Raw genomic sequence first — 19115 nt, forward strand, 5'->3', positions numbered from 1 at the left:
CCGGTGACAAGCGTCTGGTCGGCTACATCACCGGCAGCGCAGACCCGGGCGATATTCGCGCCCAGCTGTTGGATCGGTTGCCCGACTATCTGGTCCCGGCCACGGTGGTGCTACTCGACGCGCTGCCGCTGACCCCCAACGGCAAACTCGACACCCGCGCCCTGCCCGCACCCGAATACGCCGCCGGCGCATATCGCGCCCCCGCCAGCGCAATCGAAGACATCCTGGCCGGCATCTACGCCCAAGTACTCGGCCTACCACGCGTCGGAGTCGACGACTCCTTCTTCGACCTCGGCGGCGACAGCATCCTGTCGATGCAGGTAGTTGCTCGCGCGCGGGCAGTCGGAGTGCTTTGTCGACCACGCGACATCTTTGTCGAGCAGACGGTGGCCCGACTCGCCCGAGTCGCGGTGGTGGCCGACGGTGAGCCTACGGCCGATGAGGGTATCGGGCCGGTCACGCCCACTCCGATCATGCGCTGGCTGGCAGGCGTGGAGGGCCCGACCGACGAATTCAACCAGACGATGGTCGTGTCGGCCCCGGCTGGCGTGACCGACGCCGATGTGGTGGTGCTATTGCAGGCCCTGCTGGATCGGCACCCCATGTTGCGGTTGCGCGTGGACGACGACGGTGCAGGGAACTGGTCGCTTCAGGCGCCCGAGGCAGGTTCGGTCGATGCTCGCGGACGCCTCCATGCGGTCGAGATGCTCTCCGCTGAGGCGGTGGTGGCCGCGCGGTCACGGCTGGACCCGTCGGCTGGGGCGATGCTGAGTGCGCTGTGGGTGACGACCACAAACCAGCTGGTGCTGATCATCCATCACCTCGCCGTGGACGGGGTGTCGTGGCGAATCCTGTTAAAAGACCTCAATATTGCGTGGGCTCAGCATCAGCACCGGCAGCCGGTTGAGTTGCCGGCGGGCGGGACGTCGTTTGCCCGCTGGGCATCGTTGTTGGCAGGTCATGCGCATGACGCGGCCGTGGTGGAGCAGACCGACGCCTGGAAGCAGGTGGCGGCGGTGCCAGCACTGGTGCCGCCGGTGCAACCCGAGCGGGATACCTATGCCAATGCGGACCAGTTGTCAGCGACGCTGGATGGCGAGACCACTCGGCTGCTGATGGGCGAAGCGCCCGCGGCATTTCATGCCGGCATCCACGAAATCCTGTTGATCGCATTTGCTCTGGCGTGGTCGGAGTTCTTGGGCAACGGCAAGACACCGATCGGCATCGACGTCGAAGGCCACGGCCGGGTCGAGGAACTGGCCGGCGACGTCGACCTGTCCCGTTCGGTGGGATGGTTCACCACCAAGTACCCGGTGTCGATCACCGTCGGCGGTCTGCGCTGGGCACAGGTGACCGCGGGCGAGCCGGCGCTGGGCGCGCTGATCAAACATGCCAAAGAACAGTTGCGCGCTCTGCCCGACCCGCTGACCTACGGCCTGCTGCGCTACCTCAACCACGATGTCGACCTGCCCGAGTCGGAACCGTCGATCGGGTTCAACTATCTGGGACGACTGGGACCAGCCGCTGCCGTGGCGTCCGATGCGATCTGGCGGGTGGACCCAGACGGCCTGTCGGTCGCCGCCGCGGCGGCCGCAGCGGTACCGATGCCCCTCGCGCACACGGTGGAGCTCAACGCCGCCACCGTCGATACCGAGGAAGGTCCGCAGTTGCACGCCAATTGGACATGGGCGCCCTCTGCACTCAAGCGCGAAGAGATCAGTCTGATCAGCCAGTTGTTCTTCGACGCCCTGACCGGCGTCTGCGCACATGTGCAACGCGGTGGCGGCGGGCTGACGCCCTCCGATGTCGCTGTCTCGCTGAGCCAGCAGCAGATCGACGATCTCCAGAGGCAATATGCAGATCGCTGACGTACTGCCACTGACGCCCCTTCAGCAGGGGCTGCTCTTTCATGCCAGCACCGCGAGCGCCAGTGACGACGTGTACGCGGTGCAGCTGGATATCTCGGTCGCAGGCCCGCTCGACCCGGACCGGCTTCGCGACGCAGTGGATGCGGTGATCAACCGTCATCCGCACTTGGCCGCCCGCTTCCACGGAGAGTTCGACCAGCCAGTGCAGATCATCCCGGCCGACCCCACCGTGGAGTGGCGGTACGTCGTGCTGAAACCCGGCGCCGATGTCGACGAGCAAATTGCGCGGATGAGTGCGGACGAACGCGCTGCGGTCCGTGACCTGACCGACCGAGCGGCCTTCCGGGCCGCGTTGATCCGCACTGCACCAGACGCGCATCGGTTTGTGCTGACGAGTCACCACATCGTGATGGACGGCTGGTCGATGCCAGTGCTGCTACGCGAGATCTTCGCCAGCTATTACGGACAGCGGCTGCCCGCACCCGCGCCGTACCGCAGCTTCGTCACCTGGCTGGCCGGGCGAAACCACGCTGCGGCGCACGCGGCGTGGCGCGAGGCGCTGGCCGGTTTCGATGCGCCCACGTTGGTGGGCCCGGCAGACCGGTTGGGGTTGGGGCGCCGAGGCGTTGAGTCGTTCCGGATTCCCGAGGAGATCACTCAGGCGCTTGGGGACTTGGCGCGCTCACGCCACGCCACCGTCAACATCGTGCTGCAGGCCGCCTACGCGCACATGCTGATGTGGCTGACCGGTCAACGCGATGTCGCGTTCGGCGCGGTTGTGTCCGCTCGCCCCGCCGAGATCGTCGGCGCGGACGCAATGGTGGGGCTGTTGATCAACACAGTGCCGGTTCGTGCCCGCATCACGGCGACGACGACTACCAGCGATCTGATCGATCAGCTGCAAGCCGCTCACAACAACCTCCTCGAGCACCAGCACCTGGCGCTCAGCGACATCCATCGCATCACCGGCCATCAGCGACTGTTCGACACCCTCTTTGTGTACGAGAACTACCCGGTCGATGCCGCCGCGGTGTTGGGTAATCACGAGTTGGCCGTCACCGGCGCCAGCAGCCGCGAATACAACCACTATCCGCTGACGGTGCAAGCCCAGCCCGGACGTGAGATGGGCCTTCGCGTCGAATTCGACACCGACGTCTTCGATCCCGAGAGCATTGACGCGTTGATCACGCGGTTGACGCGGGTACTGGCGGTGATGACCACCGATCCCGACCGGCGGTTGTCGTCGATGGACCTGCTGAACGAGTGCGAGCATGTCCACCTAGACAGAATTGGTAACCGGTCGGTGTTGAGCAAGCCGGCGACGCCGGTGTCGATCCCGGCGTTGTTCACTGCGCGGGTCGCTCAGACACCGCATGCGGTGGCACTGTGGTCCAACGGGCGCTCGTGGACCTACCGAGAGGTCGAGGAGTTCGCAAATCGGTTGGCGCATCTGCTGACTGATCACTCGGTGGTCGCCGGGCAGTGCGTGGCGCTGTTACTGGAGCGGTCGGCCGAAGCGGTTGCGGCGATGCTGGCGACGCTCAAGGTCGGGGCGGCGTACCTGGCGATCGACCCGGCGCTCCCGGCGCCGCGAATCGAGTTCATGCTCACCGACGCCGTGCCGGCTGCCGTGCTCACCACTTCCGAATTAGCTTGGCGGCTAGATGGATTCGATACGGACATCATCGATGTCAGCGACCCGCGGATCGACAAGTACCCGACAACACCGTTGCCCGCGCCGAGCCCCGATGACATCGCCTACCTCATCTACACGTCGGGCACCACCGGGACCCCCAAAGGTGTCGCCATCGCCCAGCACAACCTGGCACACGTGGCGGAGTCAATGCCGACACACCTGCCGGATGAACAGGCGTGGACCCAATGCCATTCGTACGCCTTCGACTTCTCCGTGTGGGAGATTTGGGCAGCGCTGCTCAGTGGTGGTCGGCTGGTGGTCGTGCCCGAATCGGTTACGGCTTCCCCCAGAGACTTCCACGACATGCTCGTTGCCGAGCGTGTCAGTGTGCTGACCCAGACGCCGTCCGCGGTCGGGGTGCTCTCACCTGAGGGCCTGGATTCGACGGCGTTGCTGCTCGGCGGTGAGCCCTGTCCGGCCGACGTGTTGGATAGATGGGCGTCCGGGCGAGTGGTGATCAATGCCTACGGCCCAACCGAAGTCACCGTGTACGCGACGATGAGTGCGCCGCTGACACCGGGTCTGAGCGTCGTGCCCATCGGTGCGCCCGTGTCGACCGCGGCGTTGTTCGTGTTGGACGGATGGCTGCGGCCGGTCCCACCCGGGATGGTCGGCGAGCTGTATGTGGCCGGTCGCGGCGTGGGGGTGGGGTATGTACGCCGGCCCGCGCTGACCGGGTCGCGGTTTGTGGCGTGTCCGTTCGTCGGTGCGGGACCGCCAGGACAGCGGATGTACCGGACCGGCGACCTTGTGCGGTGGGACGCCGACGGGCAACTGCAGTATCTGGGCCGCGCTGACGAACAGGTCAAGATCCGCGGTTACCGCGTCGAGCTCGGTGAGGTACAAGCAGCTCTCGCCGGGATGGTCGGGGTGGACCAGGCGACGGTGGTCGCCCGCGAGGACCGCCCCGGCGACAAACGCCTCGTCGGCTACGTCACCGAGACCGCGGCCGGCGCGGCTGACCCCGCCGAGATACGCGTGCGGCTGGCCGAGCGGCTCCCGGCCTACATGGTCCCAGCGGCGGTGGTGGTGTTGGCCGCACTGCCGCTCACGGTCAACGGCAAATTGGACATCCGCGCCCTTCCGGCACCTGAATACACCGCCGGTGAGTATCGCGCACCGACCAGCGCGGTGGAAGAAATCCTCGTCGGCATCTACGCCCAGGTCCTCGGGATCGATCGCGTCGGGGTGGACGACTCGTTCTTCGAACTGGGCGGCGACAGCATCTCGTCGATGCGGCTGGCCGCGGCGATCAACGCGGCGCTGGACAGCGACCTCTCGGTACGCACGGTGTTCGAGGCTCCCACAATTGCGCAGTTGGCGCCGCGTATCGGTGTGGGTTCGCGCCGACTGGCGCCGTTGGTGGCGGTCGAGCGACCCGCGGTGGTTCCTTTGTCGTATGCCCAGCAGAGGTTGTGGTTCATCGACCAGTTGCAGGGGCCGTCGCCGGTGTACAACATGGCGACCGCATTGAGGTTGAGCGGCGGACTCGACGTCGAGGCGTTGCATGCGGCACTGGCCGACGTCGTGTGCCGCCATGAGAGCCTGCGCACGTTGTTCGTCGCGCCCGAGGGGTTGCCTCAGCAGCTGGTGATCCCGCCCGAACGTGCCGACTTCCGTTGGGATGTTGCTGACGCCAGCGGCTGGTCCCCGGCCCGTCTCGAAGAAGCAATCGACGCGGCGGTGCGGCACACCTTTGATTTGGCGACCGATATGCCCTTGTGGACAAAGCTTTTCCGGCTCGCTGATGATGAGCACGTGTTGGTGGCGGTCGTGCACCATATCGCCGCCGACGGCTGGTCGGTCGCGCCGTTGATGGCGGATCTGGCCGTGGCGTATGCCACCCGGTGTGCCGGACAGGGCCCCGATTGGGCGCCGTTGCCGGTTCAGTACGTCGATTACACGTTGTGGCAACGCGCCCAATTGGGGGATCTGGCCGATAGCGACAGCACCATCGCCGCGCAGGTGGCCTATTGGGAGCAAGCGCTGGCAGGAATGCCCGAGCGGCTGCAGCTGCCCACCGATCGGCCATATCCGCCGAATTCGGATCAGCGCGGCGCCACCGTGGCCGTGGGCTGGTCGGCGCAGTTGCAGCAGCGGGTGGCTCGGGTGGCCCGTGAGCACAACGCGACGAACTTCATGGTGGTTCAGGCCGCCCTGGCAGTGTTGCTGTCGAAGCTCACCGCTAATTCAGATGTGGCGGTAGGGTTTCCGATCGCCGGACGACGCGACCCAGCGCTCGACAAGCTGATCGGCTTTTTCGTCAACACCTTAGTGCTGCGGGTCGAGCTCGTCGGCGATCCCACTGTCGCTGAGCTGTTGGGCCAGGTGCGCCAACGTAGCCTGGCCGCCTACGAGAACCAGGACGTGCCCTTTGAAGTTCTTGTGGAGCGGCTCAATCCGAACCGATCACTCACCCACCAGCCCTTGGTTCAGGTGGTGTTGGCTTGGCAAGACTTCTCAACGCAGCCCGCGGCGGGGGCATTGGGAAATGTTCAAGTCACCCCGGTGCCGGTGGACACACGTTCTGCTCGGATGGATTTGACGTTTTCCCTGGGCGAACGGTTCACCGAAGTCGGGGAGCCGGCCGGAATCGGCGGTGCGGTGGAGTATCGGACCGACGTGTTCGACGCGGAAAGTATCGAGGCGCTGATCGAACGGCTGTCGCGGGTGCTGGAGGCGATGACCGCCGACCCGACGCGGCGGTTGTCATCGATCGATCTGCTCGACGAAACGGAGCACGTCCGGCTGGCCGAGATCGGCAACCGCGAGGTCCTGGCGCAAGCTTCGACACCGGCGTCGATACCGGCGCTGTTCGCCGAACAGGTGTGCCGTACCCCCGAGGCGGTCGCGGTCAGCTGCGAAAGCCGTTGTCTGACATATCGCGAGCTGGACGAGGCCGCTGATCGTCTGGCGCACCTGTTGGCCGGCGAGGGCGTGGCTGCGGGCGAATGTGTCGCACTGCTGTTGAACCGCTCCGTCGAGGCGGTCGTGTCGATTCTGGCGGTGCTGAAGACCGGGGCGGCATACCTGCCGATCGACCCGGTCGTGCCGGTGGCGCGAATGCAGTTCATGATCGCCGACGCCGCACCGCTCGTCGCGATCACCACCACGGGCTTGGCTGAGCGGCTGGCCGGGTGCGACGTCTCGGTCATCGCTGTCGACGACCTCCACATCGCCGGCCAACCCAGCGCGGCATTACCGGCACCGGATCCCGACGATCTCGCCCACATCATTTACACCTCGGGCACCACCGGTGTGCCCAAAGGTGTTGCCGTCACCCATCAGAACGTCACGCGGTTGTTCGACGCATTGGATGTCGGCGTGGACCTGGTGCCGGGGCAGGTCTGGACGCAGTCTCATTCGTTGGCTTTCGACTTCTCTGTGTGGGAGATCTGGGGCGCCTTGTTGTTCGGTGGGCGGCTGGTGGTGGTGCCCGAATCGGTCGCCCGCTCACCGGAGGACTTTCATGCCTTGCTGGTCACCGAGAAAGTCAGCGTTCTGAGTCAAACCCCGTCTGCGGTGGGGATGCTCTCACCCGAGGGTGTGGAATCCACGGCGTTGATGATCGCCGCTGAACCGTGTCCCATGGAGGTGGTGGACCGGTGGGCGGCCGGGCGGGTGATGATCAACGGCTACGGGCCGACGGAAACCACGGTGTACGCCACGATAAGCGCTCCGCTGCAACCGGATTCGGGGGCGGTGCCGATCGGGAAGCCGGTGCCCGGGGCGGCGTTGTTCGTGCTGGACCAATGGTTGCGACCAGTGCCGGCCGGAGTGGTCGGAGAGTTGTATGTGGCCGGTCGCGGCGTGGGGTGCGGATATTGGCGCCGGACCGGGCTGACCGGATCGCGGTTCGTGGCGTGCCCCTTCGTAGGCGCGGATGCGCCCGGACAGAGGATGTATCGCACCGGCGATCTGGTGCGGTGGGGCGCCGACGGGCAACTCCAGTATCTGGGACGCGCTGACGAGCAGGTCAAGATCCGCGGTTACCGCATCGAACTGGGTGAGGTGCAGGCCGTGTTGGCCGGGCTGGATGGGGTGGAGCAGGCGGTGGTGATCGCCCGCGAGGACCGCCCGGGAGACAAACGCTTGATTGGCTACATCACCGGGACAGCGGACGTGACCAGCGTTCGCGCCGCGATGGCCGAACGGTTGCCGGCCTACATGGTGCCCGCCGCGGTTGTCGCGATCGAGGCGCTGCCACTGACGGTGAACGGCAAACTCGACAAACGCGCTCTGCCAGCGCCGGAATACATTGACGCCGAACACTTCCGAGCCCCCGGCAACGCGGTCGAGGAGATCTTGGCCGGCATCTACGCCCAAGTGCTGGGATTGGAGCGCGTCGGCGTGGACGACTCGTTCTTCGATCTGGGTGGCGACAGCATCTTGTCGATGCAGGTGGTGGCGCGCGCGCGAGCCGTCGGATTGCGTTGTCGGCCACGCGATGTGTTCGTCGAGCAGACCGTGGCCCGACTGGCCCGCGTGGCCGAGGTGGCCGACGGTGAGGCCGATGTGGTCGATCCGGGCATTGGACCGATAGCGGCGACCCCGATCATGCGCTGGCTGGCAAGTGTGGACGGCCCTGTCGACGAGTTCAACCAGACGGTGTTGGTGTCGGCTCCGGCGGGGGTGTCTGAGCCCGACGTGGTGGTGGTGCTGCAGGCGCTTCTGGATCGGCATGCCATGTTGCGGCTGCGCGTCGATCGCGACGTCGACGGCGAGTGGTCGTTGACGGTGCCCGAAGTCGGAGCGGTGGATGCCCTGACGTGCCTGCGAACCGTCGATGAGTTGTCCGACGAGGTGCTGGTGGCCGCCCGCTCGCGGTTGAATCCGGCTGCAGGGCTGATGCTCAGCGCGCTGTGGGTGGCCTCGGCGCGCCAGCTCGTGCTGATCATTCACCACCTGGCCATCGACGGCGTCTCGTGGCGAATTGTCCTGGAGGATCTCAACTTTGCCTGGGCCCAGCACCACAGCGGACAGCCCGTGAAGTTGCCGGCGGGCGGGACGTCTTTCGCCCGGTGGGCGTCGCTGCTGGCCGAGTATGCCCGTGCCGACAAGGTGGTGAACCATGCGGCGGCGTGGAAGCAGGTTGCGGCAGCACCAGCAGCGTTGCCGGCAATACGACCCGACCTCGATACGTATGCCAGTGCCGGCCATCTGTCGGTGTCGCTGGATGCGGAGACGACCCGGTTGCTCTTGGGGGAGGTGACAGCGGCATTCCACGCGGGCATCCAGGAGGTCCTGCTGATCGCCCTGGGGTTGGCATGGTCGGAGTTCGTGGGCAACGGCGCTGTGCCGATCGGCATCGATGTCGAGGGCCATGGGCGAGACGAGGAGTTGGCCGCAGGAGTTGACCTGTCGCGCACGGTGGGCTGGTTCACCACCAAGTATCCCGTGTCGATGAGCATCGGTGGCCTGCGCTGGGCACAGGTGATCGCCGGCGAGCCGTCGCTGGGGGCCTCGATCAAGGACGCCAAAGAACAGCTGCGCGCCCTGCCCGATCCGCTGACCTATGGTCTGCTGCGCTACCTGAATCCTGACGTCGACCTGCCCGAGTCGGACCCCTCAATCGGGTTCAACTACCTCGGCCGCCTGGGCGGCGCGGCCGGCGAGACATCCAGTGGCCTGTGGCGTGTCGACCATGACGACATGTCGCTGACCGCCGCCGCCACGGCAGTGCCCATGCCCTTGGCGCACACCGTGGAACTCAACGCCGGCACCCTCGACACCGAGGCCGGCCCGCAGCTGCACGCCAATTGGACGTGGGCACCCTCGGTGCTGGATCGTGCCCGAGTCAGCCGGCTGAGCAAGTTGTGGTTCGACGCACTGGCCGGCATCTGCGTCCATGTGCGACGGGGCGGTGGCGGGTTGACACCATCGGATATCGCCCCGGCGCGGCTGAGTCAACATCAAATCGACTATCTCGCAGGGCAATACGAACTCGTCGACATCTTGCCGTTGACCCCGCTGCAGCAGGGCCTGCTCTTCCATGCCAGCACGGCGCAGCACAACCGTGACGACGTGTACGCCGTGCAACTGGATATCGCGTTGAGCGGTCATCTCGACTCCGACCGACTGCGTGATGCGGTGCGTACGGTGGTTCACCGCCATCCCAATTTGGCGGCCCGTTTCTGCTCCCAGTTCGACGAGCCGGTGCAGATCATCCCCGCCGATCCAGTGACCGCGTGGCGCTACGCCGAAGTGAACACCCACGACGTCGACGCAGAGATGCAGCAGCTGTGCGCTGCCGAACGCGCCGCGGTCTGCGATCTGGCCGACGGACCGCCGTTCCGGGCGGCATTGATCCGCACCGCCCCCGAGACGCACCGGTTGGTGCTGACCAACCACCACATCGTGCTCGACGGATGGTCGCTGCCGATCCTGCTCGGCGAGATCTTCGCCAGCTATCAGGGTCAGCGACTCCCCGCGGCTGCGCCGTATCGCAGGTTCGTCACCTGGCTGGCCGATCGAGACCTCGACGCCGCCCTTAACGCCTGGCGTGAGGTGCTCGCCGGCTTTGACACCCCCACTCTCGTGGGACCCGCTCAACGGCTGGGGATGGGCACCCGCGGTATTGCATCGTCTCGACTGTCCGAAGAAACCACACGGGCTGTCACCGAGCTCGCCCGCTCACGCCGCACCACCGTCAACACCGTGCTGCAAGGAGCCTTCGCAAAACTCCTGGCTTGGCTGACCGGCCAGCACGACGTCGCTTTCGGCACCGCAGTCTCCGGTAGACCGGTAGACGTCGTCGGTGCGGAATCCATGGTCGGCCTGTTCATCAACACCGTGCCGGTGCGGGCGAAAATCACGCCCACAACCACCACCGCCGAGCTGCTGGACCAACTGCAGCGCGCCCACAACGACACCGTTGACCACCAACACCTGGCGCTCAGCGAAATCCACCGGATCACGGGTCAGGAGCAGCTTTTCGACACGCTGTTCGTCTACGAGAACTACCCGATCGACACCGCCACCATGTCGGGCGACCACGACGTGGTCGTCACCGCGTTCGCCAGCCGCGAATACAACCATTACCCGCTGACAGTGCAAGCCACGCCAGGTGCCCAACTGGGCATCCGCGTCGAGTACGACACCGACGTATTCGACGCCGCCGGCATCGACGCGTTGATCGAGCGGCTGCAGCGCGTGTTGGCGGCGATGACCGCCGAGCCCGTCCGGCCACTTTCGTCGGTGGATCTGCTCGACGAAAGTGAACACGCCCGCCTGGAAGGATGGAGTAATCGGGCGGTGCTGACCCAGCACGAACCCTCGTCGATGTCTATTCCGGGGTTGTTCGCCGCGCGAGTGGCCCAGACTCCGGATGCGGTGGCGGTGACCTTCGACAGTCACGCTATGACGTATCGAGAGCTGGACGAGGCTGCCAACCGGTTGGCGCAGCTGTTGGTCGGCCACGGCGCGGGTCCGGGTGAGACTGTGGCGCTGCTGGTTTCGCGGTCCGCCGAGGCGATTGTGGCGATCCTGGCGGTGCTCAAGACCGGTGCGGCGTATCTGCCGATCGACCCGGCGTTGCCGGCGGCACGGATCGACTTCATGATCGCTGATGCGGCGCCGATGGCCGCGGTCACCACAGCGGGCCTCGCCGAGCGGCTGAGTGGGCATGACCTCGTCGTCATCGACACCGCCGCCTCCGCCGTGAGGAGCCAGTCCGCCGCGGCGCCACCGGCGCCGGCCGCCGACGATGTCGCCTACTTCATCTACACCTCCGGCACGACCGGTGTGCCCAAGGGCGTGGCGATCACTCATCGCAACGTCATCGAGCTGCTGGCGTCGCTGAATAACGACGTCGATCGCGCGGGCGTGTGGTCGCAGTGGCATTCCTACGCCTTCGACGTCTCGGTGTGTGAGATCTGGGGTGCCCTGCTGGGTGGTGGGCGGCTGGTCGTGGTGCCCGAGCCGGTGACCCGTTCGCCAGACGACTTCCACGCCCTGCTCGTCGGTGAATCGGTCAGCGTGTTGAGTCAGACGCCGTCGGCGTTCTACGCGTTGCAAACCGCCGACGTGCGGCAGGACGACCCGGGCCAGCAGTTGGAACTGGAAGCTGTGCTGTTCGCCGGCGAAGCGCTTGACCCGCAACGTCTTCGGCCATGGCTGGACAAACATCCCGAGTCCCCACGTCTGTTGAACCTGTACGGCACAACCGAGACGACGGTGCATGCCTCACTCCGGCAGATCGTCGACGGCGATGCCACCAGCAACGTCAGCCCCATCGGTATTCCGTTGGCCCATCTTGGCTTTTTTGTGCTCGACAGATGGTTGCGTCCGGTTCCGGCCGGGGTGGTCGGTGAGTTGTATGTGGCCGGTTCCGGGCTCGGATTGGGGTATTGGCGTCGAGCCGGATTGACCTCGGCGCGGTTTGTGGCGTGTCCGTTCGCAGGAGCGGGGGCGCCAGGACAACGGATGTACCGCACCGGAGACCTGGTCTCTTGGGGCTCTGACGGGCAGCTGCGGTATCTCGGACGCGCCGACGAACAGGTCAAGATCCGCGGGTATCGCATTGAACTCGGCGAAATCCAGACCGCCTTGACTGCGGTGGACGGCGTCGAGCAGGCGGTAGTGATCGCCCGCGAAGACCGCCCCGGCGACAAGCGGTTGGTGGGTTATGTCACCGGCACTGCCGATCCGGTCGAGGTGCGCAGTGCGCTGACCGACCGGCTTCCCGCCTACATGCTGCCCGCGGCCATAGTGGCGATCGAGGCGCTACCGATGACGGTCAACGGCAAACTCGACAAACGCGCCCTGCCGGCACCGGAGTACGCCACCGGCGGGTACCGCGCCCCGGCTAACGCCGTCGAGGAGATTCTGGCCGGCATCTACGCCCAGGTGCTCGGGCACGCGCGGGTCGGCGTCGACGACTCGTTCTTTGACCTTGGCGGCGATTCGCTGCTGGCGATGAGGGTGATCAACGCCGTCAATACGGGACTGGACGCTCGCCTCGAGGTGCGCACTTTGTTCGACGCGCCCACGGTTGCTCAGTTGGCGCAGCGGGTCGGTGAGGGCTCGCAACGGCGTAAGCCGTTGGAGGCGCGACAACGACCCGCGGTCGTACCGTTGTCCTTCGCACAGAGCCGGTTGTGGTTTTTGAACCGGTTTGAGGGTGGGGTGGCGACTTACAACATGCCGACTGCCTTCCGGATTGGTGGGGCGCTTGATGTGGGGGCGTTGGATGCGGCGCTCGATGATGTGATTGCGCGGCATGAGTCGTTGCGCACGGTGTTTCCTGAGGTTGATGGTGTGCCGTTCCAGAAGGTGTTGCCTGCGCGGGTGGGGATGTGGCGGCGTGGGGGCGCGGCGGTGGTGTCGTTGGCCGAGGGCGATGTGGTCGGTGAAGTGGTGGCGTTGGCGGGGTATCGGTTTGATTTGGCCGATGAGATCCCGGTTCGTGCGCAGATCTTTGCGGTGGGTGCTGAGCAGTATGTGTTGGCGATTGTGGTGCATCACATCGCTTTTGACGGCTGGTCGATGGCTCCGATGGTGCGTGATGTGGCCCAGGCGTATGGAGCGCGCCGTCTGGGTCGGGCTCCGGATTGGGTGCCGTTGGGGGTGCAGTATGCCGATTATGCGTTGTGGCAGCGGGATTGGTTGGGGGTCGAGTCTGATCCGGACAGTGTGATCTCGGGTCAGTTGGCGTACTGGCGGCAGGAGTTGGCTGATCTGCCGGAGGTGGTGTCGTTGCCGGCTGATCGGCCGCGCCCGCCGGTGCCCAGTTATCGCGGTGATGAGGTGCAGTTGCGCGTTGATCCGGAGTTGTGGGCCGGGCTCAAACGGGTGGCTGCAGCGCATAATGCGACGGCGTCGATGGTGTTGCAGGCTGTGGTGGCGGTGGTGTTGCACCGGGCCGGGGCTGGTGAGGACGTGGCGTTGGGCACGCCGATCGCTGGGCGGATGGATCAGTCGTTGGATGAGCTGGTCGGGTTTTTCGTCAACACCTGGGTGTTGCGGGTGGGGGTGAGCTCGGGGCAGCGGTTCAGCGAGGTGCTCGAGCAGGTGCGGCATAAGGCGCTGGATGCCTACAGCAATCAGGATGTGCCGTTCGAGCGGCTGGTCGAGCAGCTCAACCCGGTGCGTTCCACGTCGCATCATCCACTGTTCCAAGTTCTGATGGTGTTCCAGAACAACGTGCGCCCCGAAATGGTCACGTTCGACGGGGTCAGCGTCGACGGACTCGCCGCGTCAACCCGTTCCGCGAAGTTCGACCTGGACATCCAGCTGGGTGAGATGCCCGGCCAGGATCCGGATGCGCCGATGGCTGCGGGGATGGTGACCTATGCCAGGGATCTGTATGAGCGTTCCACTATCGAGCGGTTGGTGGGTTGGTTCGGTCGGGTGGTCGAGGCGGTGGTGGCTGATGCCTCGGTGGTGATCGGCGAGGTGGCGTTGCTCGATGGTGGTGAGCGTGATCTGGTGCTGGCGCAGTGGTCGGGTGCTGGGGTGGTCGCGCCGGTGGGGGTGGCCCCGCAGGTGTTGGCCATGGCGGTGGCTGCTGATCCAGATGGCGTGGCGGTGCTCGATGGTGGCCGGCGGGTGTCGTATCGCGAGCTTGATGAGTGGTCGACTCGGGTGGCGCGGGTGCTGATCGAGGTGGGGGTGGGTCCCGAGCGTGCGGTGGGTGTGGCGGTGGATCGGTGTGCGGAGTTGGTGGTTGCGTGGTGGGCGGTGGTCAAGGCCGGTGGGGTGTATGTGCCGGTGGATCGGGGCCATCCGGTGGAGCGCATCGCCACGGTGCTCGATGCTGCGGGTGCGGTGTGTGTGGTGACGATGGGTGCGGATTCGGTGGCGGGGGCGGGCTCGCGTCCGGTGTTGCGTCTGGATGAGTTGGATGTGTCGGGGCGCAGTGTTGATCCGATCTCCGATGCTGATCGGTTGGCCCCGTTGGGGCCCGAAAGTGGGGCCTATGTGATCTTCACTTCGGGGTCCACCGGTGTGCCCAAGGGGGTGGTGGTCAGCCACGCCGGTCTGTTGGGTTTGGCGGCGGCGCAGCGGGAAACGTTCGGGTTGGGCGCCGGGTCGCGGGTGTTGATGGTCGCCGCACCCACCTTCGACGCCTCGGTGTTCGAGGTGATCCTGGCCGCCGGACCAGGGGCGGCGTTGGTGGTGGCCGCGCCGGATGCCTATGCCGGGGAGGCGTTGACCGCGGTGCTGCATGACCATCGGGTCGATGCGGCGGTATTGACTCCGACGGTGCTGGCGACGCTCGATCGAACCCAGCTCGACGGACTGGGCACGCTGATCACGGCCGGGGAGGCGTGTGCGGGGGAGGTGGTGGCCGCCTGGGCGCCGGGACGGCGGATGTTCAACGCATATGGTCCGAGCGAGACCACCGTCTGGGCGACGTGCACCGCACCACTGTCGGCGGGACAGCGCGTGGACATCGGCGCTCCGATTGCGGGTGTGTGTGCGTTGGTGTTGGATGCGCGGTTGCATCCGGCTCCGGTCGGGGTGGTGGGTGAGTTGTATCTGGGTGGGCCGGCGGTGGCGCGTGGTTATGTGGGTCGGGCGGGGTTGACCGCTGAGCGGTTTGTGGCCAATCCGTATGGGGATGGCGGGGCGCGGATGTATCGCAGCGGGGATCTGGTGCGGTGGACCTCGGCGGGCACGTTGGAGTATCTGGGCCGCGCCGACACCCAGGTCAAGCTGCGTGGGCAGCGCATCGAGTTGGGCGAGATCGAAAACAGCTTGCTGGGCTGCCCGCAGGTCACCCACGCCGCAGCCACCGTGCATCAAGGCACCGCCGGCTCACACCTGGTGGCCTATGTGACCCTGGAGCAGGCGAGTAGTGCTGGTGATGATGCCGGGATTGTCGAGCAGTGGCATCACGTTTATGACGAGTTGTATGACGCCCAGCTCGAGGTGCCGGGTTTCGGGATGGATTTTCGGGGTTGGAACAGTAGCTACACCGGTGAGTCGATTCCTGTTGAGCAGATGCAGCAGTGGCGTTCGGCGATTGTGGATCGGGTTTTGGCGCTGCGGCCGCGGCGGGTGTTGGAGATCGGGGTGGGGTCGGGGTTGGTGTTGTCTCAGGTCGCCCCGGAGTGTGAACAGTATTGGGGCACCGACTTTTCCGCGCCGACCATTGAGACGTTGCAGGCGGCGGTGGCCGCGCAACCGTGGGGGGATCGGGTGCGGTTGCGGGTGCAGCGCGCCGATGTCAGCGAGGGTCTGCCGCCGGGGTTCTTTGACACCATCATCGTCAACTCGGTGGTGCAGTATTTCCCCAGCGCGGCTTATTTGACTCAGGTGATCGACACCGCGGTCGAGTTGTTGGCCCCCGGTGGGGCGTTGGTCATCGGCGATGTGCGCAATCACAGTCTGCAGGGGGCGTTTCACACCGGTGTCGCGTTGGCGCGCACTGAGAACATTGAGCGCACCGATGCCGCCGAGATCCGTCAGCGGGTCCAGCGCGCCGTCGTCGGTGAACCCGAATTGTTGTTGGCGCCGGAGTTTTTCACCACCTGGGCTGCGGCGCATCCGGCGGTGGCCGGGCTCGACATTCAGGTCAAACGGGGATCGGCCGATAACGAGTTGACCCGCTACCGCTATGACGTTGTGGTGCACAAGGATCCCACCGTGGCGCACTCGCTGGCCGCAGTGCCCGTCTGGGAGTGGACGCGATGCGCCGGGCTCAGTGGGTTGCATGCGGAGTTGGTGTCGCAACGTCGCGAGGCGGTGCGGGTCACCGAGATTCCGCGTGCCGGGGTGATCGTCGACGTGGGTGTCGAACAGGGCTTGGCCGCCGGGCTGACGCTGACCGAGGCACTGGCGGTGCCCGCTGCTGATGCGGTCACCGCCGAGCAATTGCACCAACTGGGCGAGGCGGCCGGCTATCGCGTCGCGGTCACCTGGGGTGCTCAGCCCGGCACCTTGGATGCGGTCTTCATCGATTCCGCCGCGGTCGGGTGCGAGTCGGCGTTGACCGATCTGTACCTGCCCCACCCCGAGACCGGCGAGCGCAGCGCACACGCCAACGACCCGCAAACCAACACCAAGATCAGCGCGGTGCGCCAACAGTTGAGCGCGCGGTTGCCCGAGTACATGGTGCCCACCCAGATCATGGTGCTCGACGAGTTCCCCATGACGTCCTCGGGCAAGATCGACCGCCGGGCCCTGCCCGCCCCGGTGTTTTCCACCGCCAGTTTCCGCGCCCCGCAAACACCGACCGAAAAAACCGTCGCCGAAATCTTCGCCGACGTCCTGGGCCTCGACCGCGCCGGACTCGACGACGACTTCTTCGCCCTCGGAGGAGACTCACTGTCAGCGATGCGCCTGATCGCGGCGATCAGGTCCTCGCTCGGTACCGATCTTTCGGTACCCACCGTGTTCGAGGCACCCACGGTCAAGAGCCTGAGTCAGCGGCTGGACACAGATGCCGTTTCCGTTGAAGTCGCACCGGTCCAGACTCTCAAACCGGGCACGGGCGCACCGCTGTTCTGTATCCATGCCGGGGGTGGGGTGAGTTGGGCGTACCACGCTCTCGGCATCTCTCTGGACTGCCCGATCATCGGAATTCAACAAGTCCTGGACAGCGGAGAAGTCGAACCGCGGACAATTCGCGAGATGGCGAAGAACTATGCGGACCGGATTCAAAAGGCTTGTCCGACAGGGCCGTATAATCTTCTCGGCTGGTCTTTTGGAGGAGTCGTCGCCCAAGAAGTCGCCATCGAACTTCAGCGTCGCGGATCTGAGATCAGCCGTCTCATCCTTCTCGACGCCCAGCCCAGTGCCGGCGGGACCGTCACCCTGCCGGACCAAGACTTCGGCCAGGAAGACATGCTTGAAGCAGTGTTGCGGCTGTGCAATATCGACGTCCCAGCACAAGACGAGCCGCTTACCTACGAGCAGGTCGAAGAACTGCTTCGCGAGCACGCCTCCGTGGAGTTCAGCCGATACAAGTATCTCCGGGATCTGATCGTCAACAACATCAACACCAACGTGGAGTTGTATCGGACCCACGAACCGGGCGTTTTCGACGGCGATATGACCGTGTTCTCCGCGGTGCAAGGAGAGCCGTCGTCTGCGTCGCAGAACTGGTCCCCGTTTGTAGCCGGCGACATCACCGAGTACTCGGTCGACTGCACCCATGAGAACATGCTGACCGCCGAATCGGTCAGCCTGTATGGCCAACAACTCCGACGTTCACTTGAAGCTGAAGCCACATAAGGCAACTCAGTTGTGCTCCGTGACCCACTCTGCGGTGAAGTTCAACGTTGCGGAAAGGCCTTCAACCAACTGACGGCCGATCATCTTCTCGACCTTGCCTCCGATCAGAGGGACTCTGAACTCCACAGTCGCGGCGCCCTCCAGGCGCGTGCCCTGCGGCGTCGGTATGAGTAGTCCTGTTCCCGTCCCGGAACCCGGCGCTCCGTGCGTGACTACACTGATCTCGCCCTGCACCTGCCCCTCGCGAATCGGGCGCCACCTCTCCTTGTGAATCGTGTGCCAGCTGTGCGGAAACAAATGGGCTATCGGGCCGGGCAGACCGTCGTGGCGCAGGTCGGTTCTGATCACCACGCACACTGAGCCACCGCTGTCGACGTCCAACGACTCGAGCCTGCCGATGCCGCCGAAGGCCGCCAGCCGCGCCAGCCAGTACTCCTCCTCAGAGAACGCCGAAAGAATTTGTTCGACGCTGGCCGAGGAGTCCATCGCAAAGTCGAATGATCGTGGCACAACGGCCAAGCTATCGCGACCGTTGTAGGTCGCGTCACTCGGTGTCCTCCTCGGCGCACAACAGTGAATGCGTGACGGCAACGCCGTCGAAGCGGAATTCGTGCGCGGGACGCCGAACAGGCTCGACGGTGCAATCCGCGTGCACGATGACTCCGCCGCCGGACGGAACCCCGAGCCCGGTCGCCGCTCCCTCCAGCGAATGAATCGCGCGCGACAGCCGCGACCATTCGGCTCGCTCGTCGTGCGTGTCGATGACCAGGGGAACGAAGTTGAACACGTCGAGCAGCGCCGGTGGATCCGATGCCTCGAGGATGCCATAGCGTCCGAGTTGAACGGCGCCAGCTGAAACGCCCACCAGGACCGCCCCCTGAGCACGCCGGTCCACGATTACCTCGTTCATGCCGGTTCTCTTGAACGTGTCCCAGCCGAGCCGCACATCGCCGCCTGCGAGCACGAGCAACTGGGCACGCTCCAAGAAAGCGCGATCGTCGGGGCCGAACGACGACTTGATCATGCGACGGTCGGTGATGCCGATCGCGTCCACCGCCGCCTCGAAGATGTCGTAGAACTCCGGACGATCCCCGTTGGAGGCGCCGATGTAGGCCGCGCTGATCGCTGTGTCGCCGGCCAATCCATCGAGGGCCGCTTCGAGAAGCAATCGGTTGTGCCGCTTCCAGAACAGCAGCTGACTGTCTGCCAGCAGATAGAGCGGTTGAAGTTGTGTCACTGTCTCGGTCTCCGAGAAAGCTGACGCGTCGATAGTGGTTGTCAAATGTGCTCGCCCATTCGGCCCGGAATCGACCATGGTGCCACTCCTATCGGCGAGATTCATTGTGTTGCAACGTCATCACCCAGAATGC

4 protein-coding genes are annotated in these 19115 nt (G+C 65.5%); 2 read left to right on the forward strand and 2 right to left on the reverse strand.

From position 1 onward, the window contains the following. Both AU185_RS25875 and AU185_RS07795 read left to right on the forward strand, forming a co-directional pair. On the forward strand, positions 1 to 1868 hold a 1868-nt coding region (locus AU185_RS25875), incomplete at its 5' end, for a condensation domain-containing protein (protein WP_231740272.1). Next, positions 1855 to 17745: a non-ribosomal peptide synthetase gene (locus AU185_RS07795; RefSeq protein WP_059156956.1), complete on the forward strand. Its 15891-nt coding sequence runs from the start codon at positions 1855 to 1857 to the stop codon at positions 17743 to 17745. The genes AU185_RS25875 and AU185_RS07795, both read left to right, overlap by 14 nt. Positions 17746 to 17751: 6 nt before the next feature. Here AU185_RS07795 and AU185_RS07800 read toward each other — a convergent pair whose 3' ends face one another. Further along, positions 17752 to 18231 carry a DUF2505 domain-containing protein gene (locus tag AU185_RS07800; protein WP_231740273.1) on the reverse strand — a complete coding sequence of 160 codons (480 nt, stop codon included), beginning with the start codon at positions 18229 to 18231 and terminating at the stop codon, positions 17752 to 17754. Between the two features lie 58 nt (positions 18232 to 18289). Beyond that, positions 18290 to 18982, reverse strand: a complete 693-nt coding sequence (locus AU185_RS07805) for a Type 1 glutamine amidotransferase-like domain-containing protein (protein ID WP_231740274.1) — start codon at positions 18980 to 18982, stop codon at positions 18290 to 18292. Positions 18983 to 19115: the final 133 nt, after the last annotated feature.

The sequence above is a fragment of the Mycobacterium sp. GA-0227b genome (genome assembly GCF_001499855.1).
In the GTDB taxonomy this organism is placed as follows: Bacteria; Actinomycetota; Actinomycetes; order Mycobacteriales; family Mycobacteriaceae; genus Mycobacterium.

Coding starts and splice junctions, on each gene's coding strand:
- AU185_RS07795 (WP_059156956.1), top strand. CDS start 1,855: ATGCAGATCGCTGACGTACTGCCACTGACGCCCCTTCAGCAGGGGCTG.
- AU185_RS07800 (WP_231740273.1), bottom strand. CDS start 18,231: ATGGACTCCTCGGCCAGCGTCGAACAAATTCTTTCGGCGTTCTCTGAG.